Origin of the sequence: Longibaculum muris (assembly GCF_004343035.1) — a bacterium.
Taxonomy (GTDB): Bacteria; Bacillota_I; Bacilli_A; order Erysipelotrichales; family Coprobacillaceae; genus Longibaculum; species Longibaculum muris.
Genome location: NZ_SMCQ01000015.1, coordinates 43,630 through 65,877 on the forward strand (window position 1 = coordinate 43,630; position 22,248 = coordinate 65,877).

The following is a 22,248-nucleotide window of genomic DNA, read 5'->3' on the forward strand; positions in this document are numbered from 1 at the left end:
AACAATGGGATTTTTTAGTAAGATTAAAGAAGCAATTGTTGGTAATTCGGCTAAGCAAAATGAGAAATATGTTGCTGGATTGGATAAATCTGGATCATCACTTTCATCAAAGATTAATGAATTAGCAGCACGTTATCGTGAGATTGATGATGATTATTTTGAAGAATTAGAAAATATCTTGATTATGAGTGATGTTGGTGTTTCAATGGTTATGACCATTGTTGATGAAATTAAAAAAGAAGTGCGTTTACAAAATATTAAAGACCCACAAATGATTAATGATATTATTGTCGATAAAATGTTTGTTATTTATGCTAATGATTCTTATATGACAACAAAGATTAATTATGATGATAATGATTTAACAGTTATCTTGATGGTTGGAGTCAATGGAGCAGGAAAAACAACGACAATTGCGAAACTTGCACATATGATGAAACAAGAAGGAAAATCTGTTATGGTAGCTGCTGGTGATACATTTAGAGCTGGAGCGATTGATCAATTAGCAGTTTGGGCTGATCGTTTAGGAATTGAATGTATTAAAGGAAAAGAAGGTGGAGATCCTTCATCGGTTGTCTTTGATGCTTTAAATCAAGCCAAAGAAAAGAATGTTGATGTTTTAATTTGTGATACTGCAGGACGTCTACAAAATAAAGTCAATTTAATGAACGAATTAGAAAAAATGAATCGTATTATTAAACGTGTTGTTCCTGCTGGACCACAGGAGACACTATTGGTGGTTGATGCAACAACTGGTCAAAATGGTATTTCTCAAGCACAAGAGTTTTCTAAAATCACAGATATTACAGGAATTGTTTTAACGAAGATGGATGGAACTGCCAAAGGTGGAATTGTTTTATCAATCAAAGATAAATTAAATATTCCAGTTAAATTCATTGGTCTTGGAGAAAGCATGGATGATTTACAAGAATTTGATCTTGAACAATATATCTATGGTTTATGCAAGAATTTAATGGAGTAATGATATGGAATCAAATTTAGAAAAGAAACAAAGAGTAAATTTGTTGATGGATTGTTATGAGGAATTATTAACGGATAAACAAAAAGAATATTTGATGCTGTATTATGAAGAAGATTTTTCATTAGCAGAGATTGCTGAGGATTTAGATGTCTCACGTAATGCTGTTTATGATAATTTAAAAAGAGCAGTAGCATCTTTAGAAGATTATGAAAAGAAATTACATTTACTTGAAAAGCATATTCAAAGAATGGATTTAATTCAAAGGATTGAAGCTGAACAAGAAACATCAAGAGAAGAATTAAATGATTATCTAGAAATGTTAAAGAAGATATAGGAGGGTGAATTATGGCTTTTGAGTCTCTTTCAGAAAGATTACAAGAGAGTTTAAAGAAAATTAGAGGGCAAGCAACATTAACTGAAGAAAACATGGATGAGATGCTTCGTGAGATTAGATTAGCATTACTTGAAGCAGATGTTAACTTCCAAGTTGTTAAGGAATTTATTGCCAATACAAAGGAAAAAGCATTAGGACAAGATGTTTTAGGTTCTTTAAAACCTGGACAAGTTGTTGTTAAAATTGTTCATGATGAATTGGTAGAATTATTAGGAACAAGTGTTAGTGAGTTGAATTTATCAAAAACTCCAACAGTGATTATGATGGTTGGGTTACAGGGGTCAGGGAAAACAACGACTTCTGGAAAGATTGCTAAGTTATTAGTTAATAAATATAGTAAAAAACCATTACTCGTTGCAGCCGATATTTATCGTCCTGCTGCGGTTGACCAATTAAAAACATTAGGACAACAATTAGACATTCCTGTCTTTGAAAAAGGAACAGATATCTCAGCTGAACAAATTGTCAGTGAAGCTATGAACTATGCATATGCCAATCATCATGATGTTGTTTTAATCGATACCGCTGGTCGTTTACATATTGATGAACCATTAATGCAAGAATTACAAAATATTAAAGGAATCGTCAATCCAAGTGAAATCTTATTGGTTGTTGATGCGTTAACAGGGCAAGATATTGTTAATGTTGCTCAATCATTTAATGATCATTTAGGAATTACTGGGGCCGTTTTAACGAAGTTAGATGGTGACTCTCGTGGTGGGGGTGCATTATCTGTACGTCATATTACACATGTACCAATTAAATTTATTGGGACTGGTGAAAAATTAGATGCAATTGATTTGTTCTACCCAGATCGTATGGCAGATAGAATCTTGGGAATGGGGGATGTTGTTTCATTAGTTGAAAAAGTTCAAGATGTCTATGATGAAAAAGACACAATGAAAACATTCCAAAAGATGCAACAAGGAACATTTGGTTTAGATGATATGCTTGATCAGATGCATCAGGTTCGTAAATTAGGACCATTATCAGGAATCTTAAAAATGATTCCAGGAATGCCAAAAATGCCTGAAATTAATGATGAAGATACTGATAAAAAATTAAAAATGACGGAATCTATTATCTATTCAATGACTAAGGAAGAACGTCGTAATCCTGATATCTTAAATGCTAAGCGTAAAGAAAGAATTGCTAAAGGATGTGGACGTAGTGTGGCTGATGTCAATCGTTTGATTAAACAGTTTGAAGCCTCTAGACAAATGATGAAACAAATGGGTAATTTAGATCCAGTGACTGGTATGCCTACTCAAAAACCTAAACAAAACATGACTTTTAATCCTTATCGTAAAAAAGAAAGACATAAGAAGAAAAAGAAAAAATAATGTATGAAATAGAAAGCGATGGATAGAGAAAAATATAAGTTTATATCTGTTGCTTTTATTTTGTAACTCTTAAATGCGAAAGAATCAAAAACAAGAGATTATCTTCATTACCATACTTCTTCTGATAAGATACTATGTAAATATCCAACTTTCTCAGGTAGTTCAAGTTATAGCTTGTTAGATGATAAGGATAATAGAACGAGTAATATAAATATTGATAATGATTATATAAATAGTTTTGAATAGTGAGCTAAAAAGGAGGGGCTGTGATGAATGATATAATATTATGCGTTATTTCAATTTGCATATTATGTATATGTTTGCATTTTAAATGTTCATTAAAAATGACTAAGATTCTATTTGGATTCAATTTTGTTGCAATTATTGCGAATTTTATTTATTATTCTATTCAACCAAAAGTAGGTGTTGCAAGTGCATATCCAGAAGTTTATGGTTTATTATACACCTATAAAGCTATTTTTGTATTCATTATATGTGTAATTATTATCGCTTTAAAAAAACATATTGAAATCAGAAAATAAAGAGAATTATATCAAGTATCAAATAAAGGTATAAATATAGTGAATTATTCTATCACTATATTTATACCTTTTTATGGGTCTCTAAATTTCCGCGGGGTTTGTAAAAACGAGACTCAAAAATAACGTGGGGTTTTATTGACCCCACACGTGTTTAAAGTGAAGAAAGTATCATTCAAAACCATGGGGTTAAGAATGATACTTTTATTCTACAGAAACAGCCATTTCTAATGATTATTTTTTATTTTTCTTATAATTTCCTCTTTCTTTTCCAGGCTCTCTATTTGTCTTCTTTTTATTTGTCAATAGAGGTAAGGAATCTTTATTTATGCAGTACATTATACGGCTTCTTAATCTTTCAAAGTTCTTATATTTTAATGATGTTTTCAAAAGAACTTTTATTCTTCCGTTAATTGATTCTATTGGACCATTTGATATTCTTCTTTGACCAATAAGAATGAAAGAATTCAAAATTTCAGTTCTCCAGTTTTTTAAAAATCCAACAACATCCTTAAACTCATTCATATTCAATTTGACTAATTCATTATATAATTCATCATATCTCTTAGCTGCATTTTTATATGTATAGTCTTCGTTGAAGTCAAGATAGTCTTCTTTCCATTCATATGCATTTTTTAATAATGGATCAATCTTGAGCATCAATTCAAGTATTTGAGGCTTGTTTATGGCATAGCCGATTTTCTTATTGTATTGAGGAATATTATCTTCAATGTCTCCTTTTCGTTTCATGAGAAGGTGATTCCAATGTTTCAGCAAATAATAATTAACGCTGTCCTTATCTTGCTTGGACATAACATGAATTCGTACATTCTTTAATGCATCGTTAATATTTTTTACGACATGAAATGAATCGACCATGACAATACAGTTCTTAAAATGATGATAGGCAAAATCTCCGTAGGTTGTGTTCATATCAATGCTTACATATTTAACATTACTGAATTCACTTTTATTGATGTACTGCATATAAGAATAGAGCTTGAATTTTTTCCTGCTTGGAAATATATCGATAATCTGACTTGTTTCCCAATCAATGAAGATACAAGCAAATTTATTATCCCAGGTTCTGCCTAGATAAAATTCATCAATTGAAAGAACTCTAGGAAGTGGGTTAGGACGCATGGTGACATACTGATCAAAAATATTGACAACAGAAGAAGTAGAGATATGATTTTTTTCAGCAATAGAAGTAAAGGTATAATTCAATCTCTTACAGTCCTTGAGAACCTGTATAATTGTAGCGTTGGAAATTCTTTGTCTAGCAGCAATGAAAGGATTATCTTCAAGAAAAGACTTATGACAATCATTGCATATAAATCTTCTGCATCTGTAATTGATATAGGTGTTATTTGTGTTGAAAATAGAATGAGTGATTTTTTTAATCTTGTAATCTTTGATATTTGCATTTAAACTGCCACAGCAGGGACAAGGCTTAATTTTTCTGGATAAAGTGACATTAATAAAAACGGTATTATCAGTTCTTGCAATGTTTAAATCTTGAATATCATCAGGTTGTAAACCAAGTAAATTTATAGTATCATAATCCATGAGTTAAAACTTTCCTTTCATATATGGTTGTTTCTGCAAAAATATCATATCATGAAAGGATTTTTTTAATATGAAGGAGACCCCTTTAAAATTTAGAGATAAAAAAAGGGACACCCCACGGAATTGTAGACCAAAGGGTTGACCCCACACTAATTTAAATTTCTCTTTTTATTTTGTTTATTTACTTTTATAATTAGTATGTTTTTTATCTGATTATTTTATTGTTTGGAATTTATCTGCTGAATTGAGTATTGAGTTTTTATTCAATAAAAATATAATTTTATGTCTTGTTCTTGAAACTATTAGTAAATAGTAATGCAGAAAATACAAGTGTTAAGTAAAAATACTTGACAGATAAAATATTTATGGTATTATATGTAGGCAAACTAAAATAACGGAGGAAATATTATGGCTGTAAAAATTAGATTAAAAAGAATGGGTGCTAAAAAATCACCATTTTATAGAATTGTGGCTGCAGATTCAAGAATGCCAAGAGATGGACGTTTCATTGAACAATTAGGAACTTATGATCCTAGACAAAATCCTGCAGTAGTAACAATCAAAGAAGAAGAAGTTTTAGCATGGTTAAACAAAGGTGCTCAACCTTCTGATACTGTAAGAAATTTATTAAGTCAAAAAGGTATCATGAAAAAATTCGCTGAAGCTAAAGATGCTGCAAAAGCTAAGAAATAAGCTGGTGATTTTAAGTGGACTACGTAAAAACTTTACAAGATATTGCTAGTGAATTAGTAAGTGATAAAAATAAATTAGAAGTGAGACAAATGCCTTCTTTAGAAGAAGATACAATTGTTTTATATGTTTACGCTTCTCATGAAGATATCGCTAAACTCATTGGTAGAAAAGGTATGATGGCTAATTCAATTCGTCAATTAATGTCTGTTTGTGGACGCTTAAATGACAAGAAATTAGATATCAAATTTGAATCTTATGGAGAATAGATGTGATATCACATCTATTTTTTTTCAAGGAGGAAATTATGGAACAGGTCATTGTTGGAAAAATTGTAAATACACATGGGATTAAAGGTGAATTAAAGGTTAAAACTTCAACTGATTTTATTGAAGAAAGATTTGCGAAGGGAGCACATCTTTATATTGATGAAAATGGTGTAAAAAAAGAAATGATTGTAAAAAGTCATCGTTTTCATAAAGGCCATGTCTTGGTTTGTTTTGAAGGATATCAGGATATTAATTTGGTAGAAAAATATAAGGGATGTTTGCTGTATGCTGATAAAGATGTTGATTTATTGGATGAAGGCGAATATTATGTTGGAGATTTGATTGGTTGTGAAGTTTATAATCAGGGTGAATTGATTGGTAAGGTAAAAGATATTCAGCTCTATGAACATCATGATCTTTTGGTAGTTGAAGGAAAACAAAAGATTATGATTCCTTATGTTGATGCATTTGTTGAAGCTGAAGATATTGAAAACAAACGTATTGATGTTCATTTGATTGAGGGTTTTTATGATGAAGATTGATATTCTTTCTTTGTTTCCCGAAATGTTTGAAGGCTTTTTGAACACGTCTATTATTAAAAGAGCAATTGATGCTAAAGTTGTTGAAGTGAATGTGCATGATTTTAGAGAATTTGCTGATAATAAGCATAAGAAAGTTGATGATTATCCTTATGGTGGAGGACAAGGAATGGTCTTGATGTGTCAGCCTATCTTGGATTGTCTAAAAACTTTGGTAACTAAGGAGTCATTAGTTATTTTAATGTCTCCACAGGGACAAACGCTTAATCAGGCTTATAGTCAAAAATTAGCCCATGAGCAGAAACATTTGATAATTATTTGTGGACATTATGAAGGATTTGATGAACGAATTAGAGATTATGTGGATGTTGAATTATCAATTGGTGACTATGTTTTAACAGGTGGCGAATTAGCCAGTATGGTTGTTTGTGATTCTGTGATTCGTTTATTAGAAGGCGCTATTCGAGAAACTTCTCATGAAGATGATTCTTTTAGTGATGGACTTTTAGAATATCCGCAGTATACTCGTCCTTATGAATATGATGGAAGTGTTGTTCCAGAAGTTTTAATGAGTGGTCATCATGAAAATATTCGTAAATGGCGTTTACATCAGTCACTTTTAAAAACATATCGTAAAAGACCTGATTTGTTACAAAATAGAGAGTTTAGTGAAGAAGAATTAAAAATTTTACAAGAAATTCAAAAAAATGATTGATTTTATAAAGAAAAAATGATAATATATTTCAGTCTTTGGACGCAGAAGCTCCGCTGGTTATAAAACGTATGAACTTCGTAGACTAAATTTTGTGAAGGAGGAAGTCATATTATGAATATGCAATTAGTACAAGAAATTACTAAGAAACAATTAAGAAAAGACATCCCTGATTTTAAAGCTGGGGATACAGTAAAAGTTTATGTAAAAATTCAAGAAGGTGACAAAACACGTACTCAGTTATTTGAAGGTGTTTGTATCGCTAAAAAAGGTGGAGGAATTTCTGAAACTTTCACAGTAAGAAAAATCTCTTACCAAGTTGGTGTAGAAAGAACTTTCCCAATTCATTCACCAATCATTGATAGAATTGAAGTTGTTAAAATCGGTAAAGTACGTAGAGCTAAATTACATTACTTACGTGGATTATCTGGTAAAGCTGCTAGAATTAAAGAAATCCGTAAATAAGAAGTATGGGGAGATCCCATACTTTTTTTCTAGTTTTTTAGCTTATTTACATGTATAATAGGAAAAGGTGATGATGATGGATAAACAAAAGAAAAAATGGATAGCTTCTTTATTAGAAATGCTTGGAGTCATAGTTTTAACAGTTGCAATATTTAAGTTTGTTGTGATTCCTGTACGTATAGATGGAATTTCAATGGAAAATACTTTACATGATCAAAGCGTGGCTATGATTAATGCTATTGGTGTAAGCGAGGAGAATATTCATCGTTTTGATATTGTTGTTTTATATAGTGATAAGCTAGATGAAAAGATTATTAAAAGAGTGATTGGAATGCCTGGGGATACAGTTGAATTTAAACAGGATGAATTGTATATTAATGGTGAGAAAATGAATCAGGATTTTTTGGATTCTGATTTTGTTGAACAATCTAAAATTACATATAATGTTTCTCAATTTACGGATGATTTTAAAGTGAAGGTTGATGAAGGAAAATATTTTGTAATGGGAGATAATCGTTTGCGTTCAACTGATTCTAGGGAATTAGGAGCGTTTACTTTGGATGATATTATCGGAGTAAAAGGATTGGTGATTTATCCTTTTAGCGATATTCAATGGATAGATTAGGAGGATTCATATGGCACAGATTCAATGGTTCCCTGGTCATATGGCAAAAGCCAAAAGGGAAATAAGTGAAAAGATAAAGGTTATTGATATTGTGATTGAATTGGTGGATGCAAGAGCACCTTATTCATCAAAGAATCCAATGATTAATGACATTATTAAAAATAAACCACGTTTAATTGTTTTAACTAAAAAAGATATGGCAGATGAAAATCTTACAAAACAATGGGTTCAATATTATGAATCATTAGGTTATCAGGCAATGAGTGTTAATCTTAAGAATTTTAATGAATATCAAAAGATTATTGATAAATGTCGACATGTTTTAAAAGAAAAAATGGAAAAAGAACTTGCCCGTGGATTAAAACCACGTGCGATTCGTGCAATGGTTTTAGGAATTCCAAATGTTGGGAAGTCAACTTTTATTAATCGTTTAGCTAATCGTAAAGCGACAATCACAGGGAATAAACCAGGTGTTACAAAAGCTCAGCAAATCATTAGAGTAGCTAAAGATTTTGAATTGTTTGATACTCCAGGGGTTTTATGGCCTAAATTTGAAGATGAACATATTGCTAAAAATATTGCAATGATAGGTTCTATTAAACAAAATATTTTACCATTAGATGATTTATTTATTGAAGCGATGACTTATTTAAGTCAAAATTATTCTTCAATTTTAAAAGAACGTTATCAACTGGAAATTGATTTAGAAGATCCTGACTGGGTTTTAAAGACATTTGATCACATTGCTCAGTTACGTAAGATTAAACCATTAAAGGGTGAAACAGATTATGACCGTGTGATTGAACTATTCTTTAGTGAAATTAATGATGGTAGTATTGGAAGAATCACATGGGAGGATACATCATGTGTGAAAGATTAAAATTTGAAAAAATGGCTTATGATTTAGGGAAACAATATGTGATTGGACTTGATGAGGCAGGACGTGGTCCAATGGCTGGGCCTTTAGTTGTAGGTGGAGTTATTTTTGAAAAAGGTTATTATAATGAATTGATTAATGATTCTAAACAATTATCAGAGAAAAAGCGTGAAGAATTGTATGATATTATTATTCGTGATGCTTTAGCGTACCAAATTGAAGTGATTGATGTTGAGGATGTAGATCGTTTAAATGTCTATCAAGCGAGTAAAAAAGGGATGTTAGATGCGATTGAGCATATTGCTATAGAGCCTGATTATGCATTAAGTGATGCGATGCCTTTAGGTGATCAGATTGAACACTTAGCCATTGTTAAAGGAGATACTTTATCAATGAGTATTGGTGCAGCGAGTATTTTAGCAAAAGTGACACGTGATCGCATTATGAAAGAATATGATAAAATTTATCCTGAATATGGCTTTGCCAAGCATAAAGGTTATCCAACCAAACAACACAAAGAAGCTTTAAAACAATATGGAGTTACACCTATTCATCGTCGTTCTTTTCAACCTGTCATTGATGTTTTAAATGAACAATTAACCCTTCCGATTTAGAAAATTATACAAAAAGTATAATTTTTTTATTTTTTTTCAATAAAAAAAAGAAAAATGAAAATTTTTTGGGTATATAGTAGTAGGAGGGAAAATATATATGGAAGAATTATTATTGTATTTCGCATTAAAGTATGAAGGTGATTATAGGAAAATCTATGAGGCTTTAACCAAAAAGGAATTAGTTGATGATGCTTTAAAGTTTGAACTTAAGAAGAAGTTAAAATGTCAATATACGACAATCTTTAGTGATGATTATCCAAAAAGACTGAAACAAATCAACTGTCCACCATTTATCTTATTTTATTATGGGGACATTTCCTTAGTTAATCAAAAAAACATCGGTGTTGTTGGAATGCGTGAAATGAGTGATTATGGTAAAAAAGCAACTGAAAACTTTACAACTCAGTTGGTCAAAGAAGGCTATACGATTGTAAGTGGGATGGCTCGTGGGGTTGATCGGATTGCACATAAAAGTGCAATTGCTGCTAATGGAAAGACGATTGCTGTTTTAGGAACTGGGATAGATTATTGTTATCCTAAAGAAAATCGAGATATTTATGAAGAAATGAAAAAGAATCATTTGGTATTGAGTGAATATCCATGGCTGGTTGCTCCACAAAAACGCTTGTTTCCATTTCGTAATCGGATTATTTCAGGATTATCAGAATCTTTGCTGATTAGTGAAGCGAGAGTGAAAAGTGGAACGATGATTACAGCTGGTTATGCCTTAGAACAAGGCAAAAATATTTATTGTGTACCAGGTCGTTTTGATGATTTTCAGGGTTGTAATGAATTGATTAAACAAGGTGCAAAATTAATAACAAATATTCAAGATATTCTGGAAGATGAATATTTTGGTTGACAAATTGAAAAAAAGACCTAATAATAGAGTGAACTAGGAGGTAGATTAATGGGTAAGAATTTAGTAATTGTCGAATCACCTTCAAAATCAAAGACAATTGAAAAATATTTAGGCTCTGATTTTGAAGTGACTTCCTCAAAAGGACATATAAGAGATTTGGCCACAACGGGAAAAGGTGGTCTTGGTGTAGATGTAGAAAATAGTTTTAAACCAAACTATGTGATAAATAAAGATAAGAAAGATGTTGTCAAGGAATTAAAGAAATGTGTAAAAGATGCTGATTATGTTTATCTGGCAACCGACCCTGATCGTGAAGGAGAAGCCATTTCTTGGCACTTGGCAGAGGTTTTAGGGATTGATCAAACACTAAGCAATCGAGTGGTTTTTAATGAGGTCACACGTGATGCGGTTATTGATGCTTTAAATCATCCTCGAACAATTGATCAAAATCTTGTGAAATCTCAAGAAACAAGACGTGTTTTAGATCGTATTATTGGATTTAAGCTTTCTAAATTATTACAAAAGAAGATTAAATCAAAATCAGCGGGTCGTGTTCAATCAGTAGCTTTAAGACTTATTTGTGAAAAAGAAAAGGAAATTGAAGCATTTATTCCTGAAGAATATTGGAAGGTTAAAGCATTATTTGAAAAAGATGATATTTCTTTTGAAGCGGAACTGGCTAAATATCAAGGGAAAAAGATTGAATTAAAAAATGAAGAACAAACGCTAGCTGTTTATGAATCATTGAATAAAGAATTTATTGTTTCTGATGTGAAGAAAACACAAAAGAAACGTGCCTCTAAACCACCATTTATTACTTCAACGTTACAACAGGAAGCTTCTTCTAAGTTGAATTTTAAAGCAAAGCGTACAATGATGATTGCTCAAAAGCTTTATGAAGGTATTGATATTGGTGAAGAAACTGTTGGTTTAATTACTTATATGAGAACCGATTCAATTCGTTTATCAGATACATTTATTGAAGAAGCTAAAGACTATATTGAAAAGAAGTATGGAAAAGATTATGTTGGAAGTGTTAAGGTTTCTAAAAAGAAAGAAAATGTTCAAGATGCCCATGAAGGGATTCGTCCAACAAGTGTAATGCGTACACCAGAAAGCATGAAAGAATACTTAAGTGCTGATGAATTTAAATTATATTCTTTAATCTATGCACGTGCTGTTGCTTCTTTAATGGCACCAGCAAAATTAAATTCAACAAGTTTAGCATTAGATAATAATGGTTATGAATTTAAGGCAAGTGGATCAATCATTACTTTTGATGGGTATTTAAGAGTTTATGGAAGTTATGAAAAACAAAGTGATGAAATTTTACCAGTGGTTGTTGTAGACGAAAAATTGATGAGTCAAGATATTCAAAAGAGTCAACATTTTACTAAACCACCAGCAAGATATACAGAAGCTAAGTTGATTAAGGAATTAGAGGAATTAGGAATTGGTCGTCCAAGTACTTATGCAAGTATTATTGATACAATTGTGACAAGACAATATGTTGAAATGGTTGATAAAGCATTTAAACCAACTGAATCTGGAGTTTTAACAAATGATAAATTGGTTGAATTTTTTGATAGTATTATCAATGTAGAATATACAGCATCAATGGAACAAGAATTGGATGAAATTGCTGAAGGTGAAGATAATTATGTGAATGCTTTGACAAAGTTTGAGGATAAGTTTGAACCTTTACTTGAAAATGCTTATGATAAGATGGAACAAATTCAACCAGAAAAAACTGGTGAACAATGTCCTGAATGTGGTGGGGATTTGGTTATTCGTAAAGGACGTTATGGAACATTTGTAGCTTGTTCAAATTATCCAACTTGTAAGTATATTAAAAAAGAACCTGAAAAGATTGAATATACTGGAGAGACTTGTCCAAAATGTGGAAGTCCAATGATTTATAAGACAGGTCGTTTTGGAAAGTTTGAAGCATGTTCAAATTATCCTGAGTGTAAGTATATTAAAAATGAGAAAAAAAAGGCTGAACCAGTGATGACTGATGAAGTTTGTCCAAATTGTGGAAGCCCAATTGTGATTAAGAAAGGTCGATATGGTGAATTTAAGGCATGTTCAGCATATCCAAAGTGTAAAACAATTATTAAATAAAAAGCCCTTGATGGGGCTTTTTGAAATGAAAGAGAGTTGATAGTGATGGAAAAAGTAAATGTTATTGGAGCGGGACTAGCTGGAGTTGAAGCTGTTCATCAGCTTGTCCGTCGTGGGATTCCAGTTCGTTTATATGAAATGCGCCCAGTCAAAATGACTGATGCACATAAAAGTGAATATTTTGCTGAATTGGTTTGTTCAAATTCATTGCGTGCTGATGGGCTCAATAATGCGGTTGGAGTTTTAAAAGAAGAAATGCGTATGAATGATAGTTTGATTATTAAGTTTGCTAGAGAACATCAAGTTCCGGCTGGAGGATCTTTGGCAGTTGACCGTGAAGGGTTTGCTAAAGCAATTACTGAATATATTAGTTCACATCCTTTGGTTGAAGTCATCCATGAAGAAGTGACTCAAATTCCTGAAGGTCCAACGATTATTGCTTCTGGTCCTTTGACAAGTGAACCATTATCAAATGCAATTAAAGAATTATTACATGAAGATTATTTCTATTTTTATGATGCAGCTGCTCCAATTGTAACAAAAGACAGTATTGATTTTGATAAGGCTTATTATAAATCACGTTATGATAAAGGTGATGCTGAATATATCAATTGTCCTATGACTGAAGAAGAATTCGATGCTTTTTATGATGCATTGATGCAAGCTGAAGTTGTCAAACCAAAAGATTTTGAAGAAATCTTCTTTGAAGGTTGTATGCCTTTTGAAGAAATGGCAAGACGTGGGAAACAAACCCTTCTATTTGGTCCGATGAAACCAGTTGGATTGGAAAAAGATGGTGGTAAAAGATCACATGCAGTTGTTCAATTAAGACAAGATAATGCGGTTGGGTCACTTTATAATATTGTTGGTTTTCAAACTCATTTAAAATGGGGTGAACAAGATCGTATTATTCATATGATTCCTGGTCTTGAAAATGCTAAGATAGTTCGTTATGGAGTGATGCATCGTAATTGTTTTATTTGCTCACCACGTTACTTAAAACAAACATATCAATATATTGATCGTGATGATTTATTCTTTGCAGGGCAAATGACTGGGGTAGAAGGATATGTTGAATCGGCACAAAGTGGGATGGTAGCAGGAATGAATATGGCGCGTTATTTAAATCAACAATCATTGCTTGTTTTTCCAAGAGAAACGGTGATGGGGTCTTTAGCTTATTATATTACCCATGGCGATGAGTCACATTTTCAGCCGATGAAAGCAAATTTTGGAATTTTACCAGATTTAGCAACACGTGTGAAAAAGAAAGAAAAGAAACAAGCTTATGCAACACGAGCAATTGATACAATGAAGGAGTTTTTAGCAAATGTCTGATTTTAGAGGACGTATGCAAGAATATCTTGATGTTTTAAAATACCAAAAGAATTATTCGGATTTGACAATCCAAGCTTATCAAAGAGATATTGAACAATTCTTTCTTTATTTAAGAGAGGAATGTATTGAAGATTTATCTGAAGTTCAATATTCTTTTTTAAGAGGTTATTTATCATCTTTGCATCAACAAAATCTATCAGCGAAAACAATTAATCATAAGATGAGTAGTCTAAGAGGGTTTTATCGTTATTTACAAAATCAAGAATATATTAATGATAATCCCTTTTTATTGGTTGATTCATTGAAAGAACCTCAAAGGAATCCGGATTTCTTATATATTGATGAAATGGTTGCTTTACTTGATAGTATTGATATAACAGCACCACTAGGAAAAAGAAATAAGGCAATGTTAGAATTAATGTATGCTTCAGGGTTGCGTTGTCGTGAAGTTGTAGAGTTAACATTAGCACAGATTGATTTTTCCAGACAGTTATTATTGATTCATGGGAAGGGGAAAAAAGATCGTTATGTGCCTTTTCATGATTTTGCTAAAGAGTGTTTACAAGATTATTTAGAAACTGAACGACTTGAATTGATGGCTAAAAAACATCAAGAACATCATTTTGTTTTTGTTAATAAATTTGGTGGACAGATGACTAATCGTGGTATTGAGGATATCGTGAATCGTGTGACTCAAAACTACGATCCAACTAAAAAAATTCATCCGCATACTTTCCGTCATTCTTTTGCAACACATTTATTACAACAAGGTGTTGATATTCGTCTTGTTCAAGAATTACTAGGGCATAGTTCTCTTTCAACAACCCAAGTTTATACGCATGTGACGAATCAACATTTAAAAGAAGTGTATGATCATGCACATCCTAGAAGCCAATAGCATCTTTAAGGTGCTATTTTTAATATCTAGAAAAAGATGGGAAAATTATTTTGAAAAAACATTGACGAATTCACTTGAAAATGATAATATACAAATGTTGTAGACCTCTAGCTACAACCGCACATAAAAGGTATTAAAGCTTAGCTGCCTTGGTTGGCGAGTCTGAGAATATTACAAAAGAAGGAGGTACATCATGTACGCAATTATTGAAACTGGTGGAAAACAATTAAAAGTTGAAGTTGGAGATACTATTTTTGTAGAAAAATTAGATGTTGCTGAAGGAGAAACAGTTGTTTTAGACAAAGTTTTATTCATTGGTGATAAAACAAATAAAATCGGAAATCCTTATATCAAAGGTGCAACTGTAACAGCAAAAGTTGAAAAACAAGGAAAAGAAAAGAAAGTATTAATCTACAAATACAATCCTAAAAAACATTATCATAAGAAACAAGGTCATAGACAACCTTATACAAAATTAGTTATCGAAGATATTAAGAAAACAGCTAGAAAAGCTGCTGCTAAAAAAGAAGAAGCTGCAACTGAAGCTGCTGAATAATGATTCAAGTTATAATTAAAGAAAACAATCAACAAATCTTAGAAATTCAGGTTTCAGGTCATGCGGATAGCGCTAAATATGGAAAAGATCTTGTCTGTGCAGGAGTTAGTACAACTTGTGTTGGAATAGCAAATGCGTTGGTTAACAATCATTTTCTAGATCAGGGACGTGGAACAATTGATGTTCAAGAAGGTTTTGTTAAGATTAAGGTAAATCAATTTGATGAAGTGATACAAGTGGTACTAGAGACATTTGTAACGATACTTGAAACAATTGAGGAGTCTTATTCAAAATACATGAAAATCACAAAGATGGAGGTATGAAACCATGATGTTTAAATTAGATTTACAATTATTCGCTTCTAAAAAAGGAGTTGGGTCAACTAAGAATGGTCGTGACTCTGAATCTAAAAGATTAGGGGCTAAATTATCTGATGGACAATTCTGTACAGCTGGTTCTATCATTTACAGACAAAGAGGAACAAAAATTCATCCTGGTGTAAATGTTGGTAAAGGTGGAGATGACACATTATTTGCAAAAGTAGATGGTGTTGTTAAATTTGAAAGATACGGAAGATCAAAAAAGAAAGTTTCTGTTTACCCAGTAGCTTAATGGGGAACCCCTTATTTGGGGTTCTTTTTTTGAAAAAGAAAGGAAGAAGGTGAAAATGTGAAATTTATAGATAAAGTTAATATTTATGTAGAAGCTGGAAAAGGCGGAGATGGTGTTGTTGCCTTTCGTCGAGAAGCTTATGTACCTAAAGGTGGTCCTGCCGGTGGAGATGGTGGAAAAGGTGGAAGTATTATATTTGAAGCCACAACATCTTTATCAACACTTTTAGATTTTAGATATCATCGTGAGTATAAAGCCAGAAGTGGTGAACAAGGGATGGCGAAAAAGATGCATGGAGCTGATGCCGCTGATATGATTTTAAAAGTTCCTGTTGGAACAGTGATTTATGATGAAGATACTGGTAAAATTTTAGCTGATTTAACTCAGGATAAACAACATGCTGTGATTGCTAAAGGGGGACGTGGAGGTCGTGGAAATGCACGATTTGCAACAAGTCGAAACCCAGCACCAACTATTTGTGAACGTGGTGAACCTGGTGAAAAACATAATTTAGTATGTGAGTTGAAATTGTTAGCTGATGTTGGTCTTGTTGGATTCCCATCAGTTGGAAAATCTACTTTCTTATCAGTTGTAACGCGAGCAAAGCCAGAAATTGCTGATTATCATTTTACGACAATTGTCCCTAATTTAGGTGTTGTTCAAGCCAAAGATGGTCGTTCTTTTGTAATGGCAGATTTACCAGGATTAATTGAAGGGGCAAGTCAAGGTAAAGGATTAGGACATCAATTTTTAAGACATATTGAAAGATGTCGTGTTATTGTTCATGTTGTGGATATGGGAGCAACTGAAGGACGTGATCCTTATGATGATTATGTTGCGATTAATAAAGAACTTGGTGAATATAAATATCGTTTATTAGAAAGACCACAAATTATTATTGCTAATAAGATGGATGAACCGGGTGCTGATGAAAATTTAAAAGCATTTAAAGAAAAAATTGGTGATGATATTCCAGTTTTTCCAGTTATTGCTTTGATTCATGAAGGTGTTGATTTACCATTATATGCAATTGCTGATTTATTAGATAAGACACCATCATTTGCAACTGAGGAAGAAGAAATTGAAAATAGCGTTCTTTATACTTATGAAAGTGAAGATGAAGTTGGATTTGAAATTCATAATGAAGGTAATGGTTATTGGCGTGTCACAGGTGCTAAAGTTGAACGAATCTTACAAATGTCATCTTTAGGTAGTGATGATGGAGTTAAACGTTTTGCGCAAAAAATGCGTAATATTGGACTTGATGATGCTTTACGTGTAGCTGGAGTCCAAGCGGGTGATACGGTTGCAATATTGGATTTTGAATTTGAATTCTATGAATAAATAGGGAGTAAAATGTATGTTAGGAACATTAGTGAATACAATTTCAGTTTTAGTGGGAAGCACAATTGGTATGATTGTGAATAAAGGAATCCCTCAACGGATTGCTGATCAAATGATGAGAGCGTTAGGATTATGTTCAATCTTTATTGGAATTCAAGGAGCATTCAAAGGTGAAAATACACTTATTATGATTATCTCAATGGTTATTGGGGTTGTGATTGGTGAGGGTATTGATATTGATAAACATGTGACCAATGGTGTGAATTATTTAGAAAAGAAGTTTGTTAAAAAACAAACTGGAAAACATACAATATCTGAAGGGTTAATTACTTCAAGTTTATTGTTCTGTGTTGGTTCTATGACAATTGTAGGATGTTTAAATGCTGGAATGCTTAATGATTATACAATGCTTTATACAAAGTCCACTTTAGATTTTTGTTCATCAATGATTTTTGCTTCAACATTAGGAGTTGGAGTGATGTTATCGGCGGTTGTTATCTTGATTTATCAAGGTGGATTGACACTTCTTGCAATGTTTGCAGCCCCTCTATTAACGACAGCGGTTATTAATGAGATGACATGTGTTGGATCACTTGTGATTATTGCAACAGGTCTTAATTTATTGGGTGTGACAAAGATTAAATTGATGAATTATATTCCAGCAATGTTTCTACCTATTATTCTTTGTTTATTTATGTAAAAAATGAGAAAAAATTTTCTCATTTTTTAATTTCTGTACTTTTCTATGCTATAATAGAAAAGGTTTAAGAAAATAGGAGTTAGATTATGTATAGTTATATTAGAGGTGTGATTGTTGATATGGCTAGGGATCATATTGTTGTTGATAATCAAGGAATTGGTTATTTGCTTTATGTTTCTAATCCATATCAATTTACTAAGGGAAAAGAGACTTTGGTTTATGTTTATCAACAAGTCAAAGAAGATGGCATTTTACTTTATGGATTTTTAACCAAGGAAGAAAAAGAATTGTTTTTGAAATTGATTTTAGTAAAAGGAATTGGTTGTAAAACAGCGATTGGTATTTTAGCAACGGGTGATGTGAATGCGATTATTCAAGCTATTGAATCTAAGAATATTACATATTTAAAGAAAATTCCTGGGATTGGTCCAAAGGCTGCTCAACAGATTGTTTTGGATTTACAAGGGAAGTTCAATGCTGTTGCAACTGATATGGTTTTAACTTCAGTTGAATATGATGAAGCGATTGAGGTTTTAATTGCTTTGGGTTATAAACGACAAGATGTTGAACGAGCAATGAATTCTTTATCACATGAACAATTAGATACAAATGGTTATGTGAAAAAAGCTTTAAGTTTATTAGTTAAATTATAGGAGGTGAATTTATGGATAGAGATCTTTTAGATACTCAAGAACATATTGAAGATGATGAAAGTCAACTTCGTCCGCAATCCTTTGATGAATATGTTGGACAAGCAAATTTAAAAAGTAATTTAAAGGTTTTTGTTGGTGCAGCAAAATTACGTGATGAATCATTAGATCATGTTTTGTTATATGGCCCTCCAGGACTTGGAAAGACAACTATGTCAATGATTATTGCCAATGAAATGGGAACACATTTAAAAACAACAACAGGACCAAGTATTGAAAAAACTGGTGACTTAGTCGCAATTTTGACTTCTTTAGAACCAGGTGATGTTTTATTTATTGATGAAATTCATCGTTTAAATAAGGTAGTTGAAGAAATATTATATCCTGCGATGGAAGATTTCTGTGTGGATGTTGTGATTGGTAAAGAAGCATCAACGAGATCAATTCGTATAGATTTACCACCATTTACGCTTGTTGGCGCAACAACGCGTGCTGGGGATTTATCAGCACCACTAAGAGATCGTTTTGGAATTGTTTCAAAGTTAGAGTATTATAATGAAGAAGAATTAACGAAAATTATTGATCGAACGAGTCAGGTTTATCATATGGTCATGGATGAAGAAGCCAAAAGAGAATTGGCCAAACGTTCAAGAGGAACTCCAAGAATTGCGAATCGTTTATTTAGACGTGTGAGAGATTTTGCTCAATATAATGGTGATGAAACAATTACAAAAGAAAGAACAATTGAAGCTTTACAACGCTTAAAAGTTGATGAGTTAGGCTTGGATGATGTCGATCATAAATATTTATTAGGAATTATTCATCGTTTTCGTGGTGGTCCAGTTGGTTTAGAAGCAATTGCTGCAAGTATTGGTGAAGAACCGATGACTCTTGAAGATGTATATGAACCTTATTTATTGCAAACAGGGCTGATAAAAAGAACACCTAGAGGTCGTGTTGCGACAGAACTTGCTTATGAGCATTTTCATATTGTTAAAGAAAAATAAATGATTGCATAGGGATGAAAACTATTCATCTCTTTTTTTGTTGAAAAGGTGAGAAAAATGAAAAGAAAGTATCAAATTATAGGATTGATTATTCTTATTATATGTTCTATTGTTTATGATTTTCAAAAGCCCAGTGTTAAAGATAAACAGGAAAAAGTTTATTCATATGTGATTTTAGAAGGAGAGTTTTTGAAAAATGGAAAATATGAATATGAGGGTGAAAAGTATGTTTCAGATTTGGTGAAAGAAGTAGGAGTTAGTAAGCAGGCTAATTTAAAAGCTTTGTCATTAGATATGTTAGTAGAAGATGAATCAAGATTATATTTACCTGCTCAAAATGAAAAAGCGATTTCTTTAAATCAAGCAAGTAAAGAAATGTTAATGAGTTTAAAGGGAGTGGGGGAGAAAACAGCGCAAAAGATTATTGATTATCGAAAAGTACAACCGTTTTTAAAAATTGAAGATATCATGAAAGTGAGTGGGATAGGAGAAAAAACATATTTAAGATTGCGAGAATTTTTATGTTTATAAGATATCATTTATTTTATTATGCGATGGGGTGTTTATTGCTTGTTTTAGCTCAATATTTTCATCCGCTTTTTTATATCTTTTTATTTTTATATGTACTTTGGTTGATAAAGAATTGGGATAAGCGAATTGTTGCTTTTTTATTTATTATTTTATTGATGCTGTATTATAGAAGTATAACCATTCATCAATTGCCGACACAAATTACCGGGACTGTGATAAAAACAAGTGAAAAGTACTGTTATGTTCAAACCAATATTGGAAATGTGAAACTATATCATGAAAATGATTTACACTTTCAAGATGAAATAACGGCTTCTATTGAACCCTTACAAATCAATGAAAATAGTAATGATTATGCTTTTAATGAACGAAATTATTTGTATGGTCAAAAAGTTTTTTATAAAGCACAGTTAAAGAAATTATTACAGCATAGTCATCATGAAGGAATATATGCTTATTTGCAAAAGCGAATGGCTAATGATGAAACGATTAATGATTATCAAAGACTTTTTATATTTGGTGAAAAAAGTGAGGGAATCACAGATGATTATCAACAGTTGAGTCAATTGTCATTGGTTCATTTGTTTGCTTTATCTGGTATGCATATTCATCTTTTGTATAGTCTTTTAAAAGGATTTTTAGGATATTTTTTTGAAGAAAGACTTGTTAAAGGGATTAGTTATTTAAGTCTAGCTATTTATATTTTTTCCATTCCTATGCAAATTTCTTTGTATCGGGCCTTTTTTGTTTTGGTGTTATATGATTTATTAAAGAAGTATTTTAATGAATTAGATATCTTATCTTTATTAGTTATTCTTTCTTTATTTTATAATCCTTATATCATTTATAATATTTCATTTGTTTTTTCTTATTTTATTTATTTTATTGTCTTATTAACAAGAAATCTTAAATATTCTTCATGGTTTATTTATCTTTCTAGTGTTCCTCTTGTACTATCATTAAATGCTCAAATTCCACTTATAACTTATTTTATGGGTTATTTTTTAACACCATTTATTGAATTTTTTTATTGTTTATGTTGTTTTTCTATGTTATTTCCTTTTTTACAATCTTTTCTTTCAATGAGTATTTATTTATTAAAAAGTCTTTTACATTTTTTAGATTGGTTAAATATATTTCTTGTTTTTTCTAAACCATCTTTATTCTTTATAATTGTTTTTTATATTTTGTATTTTCAGATGATTTGTCAGTTAGAACTTAATAAATCTATTCAAAAACAAGTTTCTATCATGATTGCCTTGTTTTTGTCTTTTTCTCTATATAGTCAGTATAAAATATATACTGAAATAACAATGATTGATGTTGGACAAGGAGATTGTACCTTGATTCGTTTACCGATGAATCAAGGTAATGTTTTAATAGATACAGGTGGTCAAAAAGATTATGATCTGGCAAGAGGAACAATTATTCCTTATCTTAAATCTATTGGAATTCAAAAGTTGGATTATGTCTATATTTCTCATAGTGATTTTGATCATTGTGGAGCATTGGATTCATTAAAAGAAAATTTCTCGATTGGTCAAGTGATTGATAAGTATGAAAAAACAAGAACTATTGGTGATATGAAAGTAGAAATGCTTAAATCATCTAATGAATATATGGATGAAAATGATCAATCATTAGTGATGTATGTTTCATTACCCTATCAAAAGATATTGTTTACTGGAGATGCATCAGTTCATGTTGAAAAGGATTTGTATGCTCAATTGACAAAATATGATGTAGATATTTTAAAAGTCTCTCATCATGGCAGTCAAAGTGCAACATCGTCTTTATTGTTGCAAGCTATTCATCCAGATATTGCAATGATTGGAGTCAAAAAGAATAATATGTATCATCATCCTTCTATAAGTGTTATTGAAAGATTGAAACGTAAGAATATTGAAATATTAAGGACGGATGAAGATGGGATGTTTCATATTCGATTTTATGGAAAATCTCGTTACATTTTTAGATGATTCATGTATAATGAAGAAAGTGAGGTGGT

26 protein-coding genes and 1 other annotated feature are annotated in these 22,248 nt (G+C 31.5%); of the genes, 25 read left to right on the forward strand and 1 reads right to left on the reverse strand.

Annotation, left to right across the window (positions count from 1 at the left end):
* Positions 1-4 precede the first annotated feature (4 nt).
* From ftsY to EDD60_RS10495, 4 genes are all read left to right on the forward strand, one after another.
* A complete protein-coding gene (ftsY, locus tag EDD60_RS10480) occupies positions 5-982 on the forward strand; it encodes a signal recognition particle-docking protein FtsY (protein WP_066447806.1) in 978 nt (325 codons plus the stop codon).
* 4 nt (positions 983-986) lie between these two features.
* Positions 987-1,316: a YlxM family DNA-binding protein gene (ylxM, locus tag EDD60_RS10485; RefSeq protein ID WP_066447803.1), complete on the forward strand. Its 330-nt coding sequence runs from the start codon at positions 987-989 to the stop codon at positions 1,314-1,316.
* Between the two features lie 11 nt (positions 1,317-1,327).
* A complete protein-coding gene (ffh, locus tag EDD60_RS10490) occupies positions 1,328-2,719 on the forward strand; it encodes a signal recognition particle protein (RefSeq protein ID WP_066447799.1) in 1,392 nt (463 codons plus the stop codon).
* Between the two features lie 269 nt (positions 2,720-2,988).
* Positions 2,989-3,261, forward strand: coding sequence for a hypothetical protein (locus EDD60_RS10495; protein ID WP_066447797.1), 273 nt, complete (start codon positions 2,989-2,991; stop codon positions 3,259-3,261).
* Between the two features lie 231 nt (positions 3,262-3,492).
* Here the strand turns inward: EDD60_RS10495 and EDD60_RS10500 are convergent, their stop codons facing one another.
* Positions 3,493-4,827 carry an ISL3 family transposase gene (locus EDD60_RS10500; RefSeq protein WP_132226398.1) on the reverse strand — a complete coding sequence of 445 codons (1,335 nt, stop codon included), beginning with the start codon at positions 4,825-4,827 and terminating at the stop codon, positions 3,493-3,495.
* A gap of 408 nt (positions 4,828-5,235) precedes the next feature.
* Here EDD60_RS10500 and rpsP point away from each other — a divergent pair, with 408 nt between their 5' ends.
* The 21 genes from rpsP to EDD60_RS10605 all read left to right on the forward strand — a co-directional run bounded on the left by rpsP (position 5,236) and on the right by EDD60_RS10605 (position 22,219).
* Positions 5,236-5,520: a 30S ribosomal protein S16 gene (gene rpsP, locus EDD60_RS10505; protein WP_050635372.1), complete on the forward strand. Its 285-nt coding sequence runs from the start codon at positions 5,236-5,238 to the stop codon at positions 5,518-5,520.
* Between the two features lie 14 nt (positions 5,521-5,534).
* Positions 5,535-5,786, forward strand: a complete 252-nt coding sequence (locus EDD60_RS10510) for a KH domain-containing protein (RefSeq protein ID WP_066451011.1) — start codon at positions 5,535-5,537, stop codon at positions 5,784-5,786.
* Positions 5,787-5,824: 38 nt separating this feature from the next.
* The gene (gene rimM / locus EDD60_RS10515; protein WP_066451008.1) at positions 5,825-6,328 is read left to right on the forward strand and encodes a ribosome maturation factor RimM; all 504 of its coding nucleotides are present in this window, start codon (positions 5,825-5,827) and stop codon (positions 6,326-6,328) included.
* A complete protein-coding gene (trmD, locus tag EDD60_RS10520; protein WP_066451014.1) occupies positions 6,318-7,040 on the forward strand; it encodes a tRNA (guanosine(37)-N1)-methyltransferase TrmD in 723 nt (240 codons plus the stop codon). Before rimM ends, trmD begins: the two co-directional genes overlap by 11 nt.
* 111 nt (positions 7,041-7,151) lie before the next feature.
* A complete protein-coding gene (rplS, locus tag EDD60_RS10525) occupies positions 7,152-7,502 on the forward strand; it encodes a 50S ribosomal protein L19 (protein ID WP_066451001.1) in 351 nt (116 codons plus the stop codon).
* 76 nt (positions 7,503-7,578) lie between these two features.
* The gene (gene lepB / locus EDD60_RS10530) at positions 7,579-8,127 is read left to right on the forward strand and encodes a signal peptidase I (protein WP_066450998.1); all 549 of its coding nucleotides are present in this window, start codon (positions 7,579-7,581) and stop codon (positions 8,125-8,127) included.
* A gap of 10 nt (positions 8,128-8,137) precedes the next feature.
* Positions 8,138-9,007, forward strand: coding sequence for a ribosome biogenesis GTPase YlqF (gene ylqF, locus EDD60_RS10535; protein ID WP_066450996.1), 870 nt, complete (start codon positions 8,138-8,140; stop codon positions 9,005-9,007).
* On the forward strand, positions 8,992-9,618 hold the full coding sequence (locus EDD60_RS10540; RefSeq protein ID WP_066450994.1) for a ribonuclease HII: 627 nt from the start codon (positions 8,992-8,994) through the stop codon (positions 9,616-9,618). The genes ylqF and EDD60_RS10540 overlap by 16 nt, the downstream gene beginning before the upstream one ends.
* 97 nt (positions 9,619-9,715) lie before the next feature.
* On the forward strand, positions 9,716-10,480 hold the full coding sequence (dprA, locus tag EDD60_RS10545) for a DNA-processing protein DprA (protein WP_066450992.1): 765 nt from the start codon (positions 9,716-9,718) through the stop codon (positions 10,478-10,480).
* A 48-nt stretch (positions 10,481-10,528) separates the two neighbouring features.
* Positions 10,529-12,604 carry a type I DNA topoisomerase gene (topA, locus tag EDD60_RS10550; protein WP_132226399.1) on the forward strand — a complete coding sequence of 692 codons (2,076 nt, stop codon included), beginning with the start codon at positions 10,529-10,531 and terminating at the stop codon, positions 12,602-12,604.
* A 45-nt stretch (positions 12,605-12,649) separates the two neighbouring features.
* The gene (gene trmFO / locus EDD60_RS10555) at positions 12,650-13,942 is read left to right on the forward strand and encodes a methylenetetrahydrofolate--tRNA-(uracil(54)-C(5))-methyltransferase (FADH(2)-oxidizing) TrmFO (RefSeq protein WP_066450990.1); all 1,293 of its coding nucleotides are present in this window, start codon (positions 12,650-12,652) and stop codon (positions 13,940-13,942) included.
* Positions 13,935-14,840: a tyrosine recombinase XerC gene (gene xerC / locus EDD60_RS10560; protein ID WP_066450988.1), complete on the forward strand. Its 906-nt coding sequence runs from the start codon at positions 13,935-13,937 to the stop codon at positions 14,838-14,840. The genes trmFO and xerC overlap by 8 nt, the downstream gene beginning before the upstream one ends.
* Positions 14,841-14,945: 105 nt before the next feature.
* Positions 14,946-15,014 (forward strand) — a sequence feature (ribosomal protein L21 leader region).
* Between the two features lie 19 nt (positions 15,015-15,033).
* Positions 15,034-15,396, forward strand: a complete 363-nt coding sequence (gene rplU / locus EDD60_RS10565) for a 50S ribosomal protein L21 (protein ID WP_066450985.1) — start codon at positions 15,034-15,036, stop codon at positions 15,394-15,396.
* Positions 15,396-15,719, forward strand: a complete 324-nt coding sequence (locus EDD60_RS10570) for a ribosomal-processing cysteine protease Prp (RefSeq protein WP_066450983.1) — start codon at positions 15,396-15,398, stop codon at positions 15,717-15,719. Before rplU ends, EDD60_RS10570 begins: the two co-directional genes overlap by 1 nt.
* A gap of 4 nt (positions 15,720-15,723) precedes the next feature.
* On the forward strand, positions 15,724-16,008 hold the full coding sequence (gene rpmA, locus EDD60_RS10575) for a 50S ribosomal protein L27 (RefSeq protein WP_066450981.1): 285 nt from the start codon (positions 15,724-15,726) through the stop codon (positions 16,006-16,008).
* Between the two features lie 57 nt (positions 16,009-16,065).
* Positions 16,066-17,352, forward strand: coding sequence for a GTPase ObgE (obgE, locus tag EDD60_RS10580; RefSeq protein ID WP_066450976.1), 1,287 nt, complete (start codon positions 16,066-16,068; stop codon positions 17,350-17,352).
* A 16-nt stretch (positions 17,353-17,368) separates the two neighbouring features.
* Positions 17,369-18,052 carry a DUF554 domain-containing protein gene (locus tag EDD60_RS10585; RefSeq protein WP_066450973.1) on the forward strand — a complete coding sequence of 228 codons (684 nt, stop codon included), beginning with the start codon at positions 17,369-17,371 and terminating at the stop codon, positions 18,050-18,052.
* Positions 18,053-18,138: 86 nt separating this feature from the next.
* Positions 18,139-18,705 carry a Holliday junction branch migration protein RuvA gene (gene ruvA, locus EDD60_RS10590; RefSeq protein ID WP_066450969.1) on the forward strand — a complete coding sequence of 189 codons (567 nt, stop codon included), beginning with the start codon at positions 18,139-18,141 and terminating at the stop codon, positions 18,703-18,705.
* A gap of 11 nt (positions 18,706-18,716) precedes the next feature.
* Positions 18,717-19,709, forward strand: coding sequence for a Holliday junction branch migration DNA helicase RuvB (ruvB, locus tag EDD60_RS10595; protein ID WP_066450967.1), 993 nt, complete (start codon positions 18,717-18,719; stop codon positions 19,707-19,709).
* Between the two features lie 57 nt (positions 19,710-19,766).
* On the forward strand, positions 19,767-20,240 hold the full coding sequence (locus tag EDD60_RS10600) for a ComEA family DNA-binding protein (RefSeq protein WP_066450964.1): 474 nt from the start codon (positions 19,767-19,769) through the stop codon (positions 20,238-20,240).
* A complete protein-coding gene (locus tag EDD60_RS10605) occupies positions 20,231-22,219 on the forward strand; it encodes a ComEC/Rec2 family competence protein (protein ID WP_066450963.1) in 1,989 nt (662 codons plus the stop codon). Before EDD60_RS10600 ends, EDD60_RS10605 begins: the two co-directional genes overlap by 10 nt.
* Positions 22,220-22,248 lie beyond the last annotated feature (29 nt).

Bases quoted from the DNA above. Each gene is read 5' to 3' on its own strand.
- ftsY (WP_066447806.1), top strand. From the start codon at position 5: ATGGGATTTTTTAGTAAGATTAAAGAAGCAATTGTTGGTAATTCGGCT.
- ylxM (WP_066447803.1), top strand. From the start codon at position 987: ATGGAATCAAATTTAGAAAAGAAACAAAGAGTAAATTTGTTGATGGAT.
- ffh (WP_066447799.1), top strand. From the start codon at position 1,328: ATGGCTTTTGAGTCTCTTTCAGAAAGATTACAAGAGAGTTTAAAGAAA.
- EDD60_RS10495 (WP_066447797.1), top strand. From the start codon at position 2,989: ATGAATGATATAATATTATGCGTTATTTCAATTTGCATATTATGTATA.
- EDD60_RS10500 (WP_132226398.1), bottom strand. From the start codon at position 4,827: ATGGATTATGATACTATAAATTTACTTGGTTTACAACCTGATGATATT.
- rpsP (WP_050635372.1), top strand. From the start codon at position 5,236: ATGGCTGTAAAAATTAGATTAAAAAGAATGGGTGCTAAAAAATCACCA.
- rimM (WP_066451008.1), top strand. From the start codon at position 5,825: ATGGAACAGGTCATTGTTGGAAAAATTGTAAATACACATGGGATTAAA.
- trmD (WP_066451014.1), top strand. From the start codon at position 6,318: ATGAAGATTGATATTCTTTCTTTGTTTCCCGAAATGTTTGAAGGCTTT.
- rplS (WP_066451001.1), top strand. From the start codon at position 7,152: ATGAATATGCAATTAGTACAAGAAATTACTAAGAAACAATTAAGAAAA.
- lepB (WP_066450998.1), top strand. From the start codon at position 7,579: ATGGATAAACAAAAGAAAAAATGGATAGCTTCTTTATTAGAAATGCTT.
- ylqF (WP_066450996.1), top strand. From the start codon at position 8,138: ATGGCACAGATTCAATGGTTCCCTGGTCATATGGCAAAAGCCAAAAGG.
- EDD60_RS10540 (WP_066450994.1), top strand. From the start codon at position 8,992: ATGTGTGAAAGATTAAAATTTGAAAAAATGGCTTATGATTTAGGGAAA.
- dprA (WP_066450992.1), top strand. From the start codon at position 9,716: ATGGAAGAATTATTATTGTATTTCGCATTAAAGTATGAAGGTGATTAT.
- topA (WP_132226399.1), top strand. From the start codon at position 10,529: ATGGGTAAGAATTTAGTAATTGTCGAATCACCTTCAAAATCAAAGACA.
- trmFO (WP_066450990.1), top strand. From the start codon at position 12,650: ATGGAAAAAGTAAATGTTATTGGAGCGGGACTAGCTGGAGTTGAAGCT.
- xerC (WP_066450988.1), top strand. From the start codon at position 13,935: ATGTCTGATTTTAGAGGACGTATGCAAGAATATCTTGATGTTTTAAAA.
- rplU (WP_066450985.1), top strand. From the start codon at position 15,034: ATGTACGCAATTATTGAAACTGGTGGAAAACAATTAAAAGTTGAAGTT.
- EDD60_RS10570 (WP_066450983.1), top strand. From the start codon at position 15,396: ATGATTCAAGTTATAATTAAAGAAAACAATCAACAAATCTTAGAAATT.
- rpmA (WP_066450981.1), top strand. From the start codon at position 15,724: ATGATGTTTAAATTAGATTTACAATTATTCGCTTCTAAAAAAGGAGTT.
- EDD60_RS10585 (WP_066450973.1), top strand. From the start codon at position 17,369: ATGTTAGGAACATTAGTGAATACAATTTCAGTTTTAGTGGGAAGCACA.
- ruvA (WP_066450969.1), top strand. From the start codon at position 18,139: ATGTATAGTTATATTAGAGGTGTGATTGTTGATATGGCTAGGGATCAT.
- ruvB (WP_066450967.1), top strand. From the start codon at position 18,717: ATGGATAGAGATCTTTTAGATACTCAAGAACATATTGAAGATGATGAA.
- EDD60_RS10600 (WP_066450964.1), top strand. From the start codon at position 19,767: ATGAAAAGAAAGTATCAAATTATAGGATTGATTATTCTTATTATATGT.
- EDD60_RS10605 (WP_066450963.1), top strand. From the start codon at position 20,231: ATGTTTATAAGATATCATTTATTTTATTATGCGATGGGGTGTTTATTG.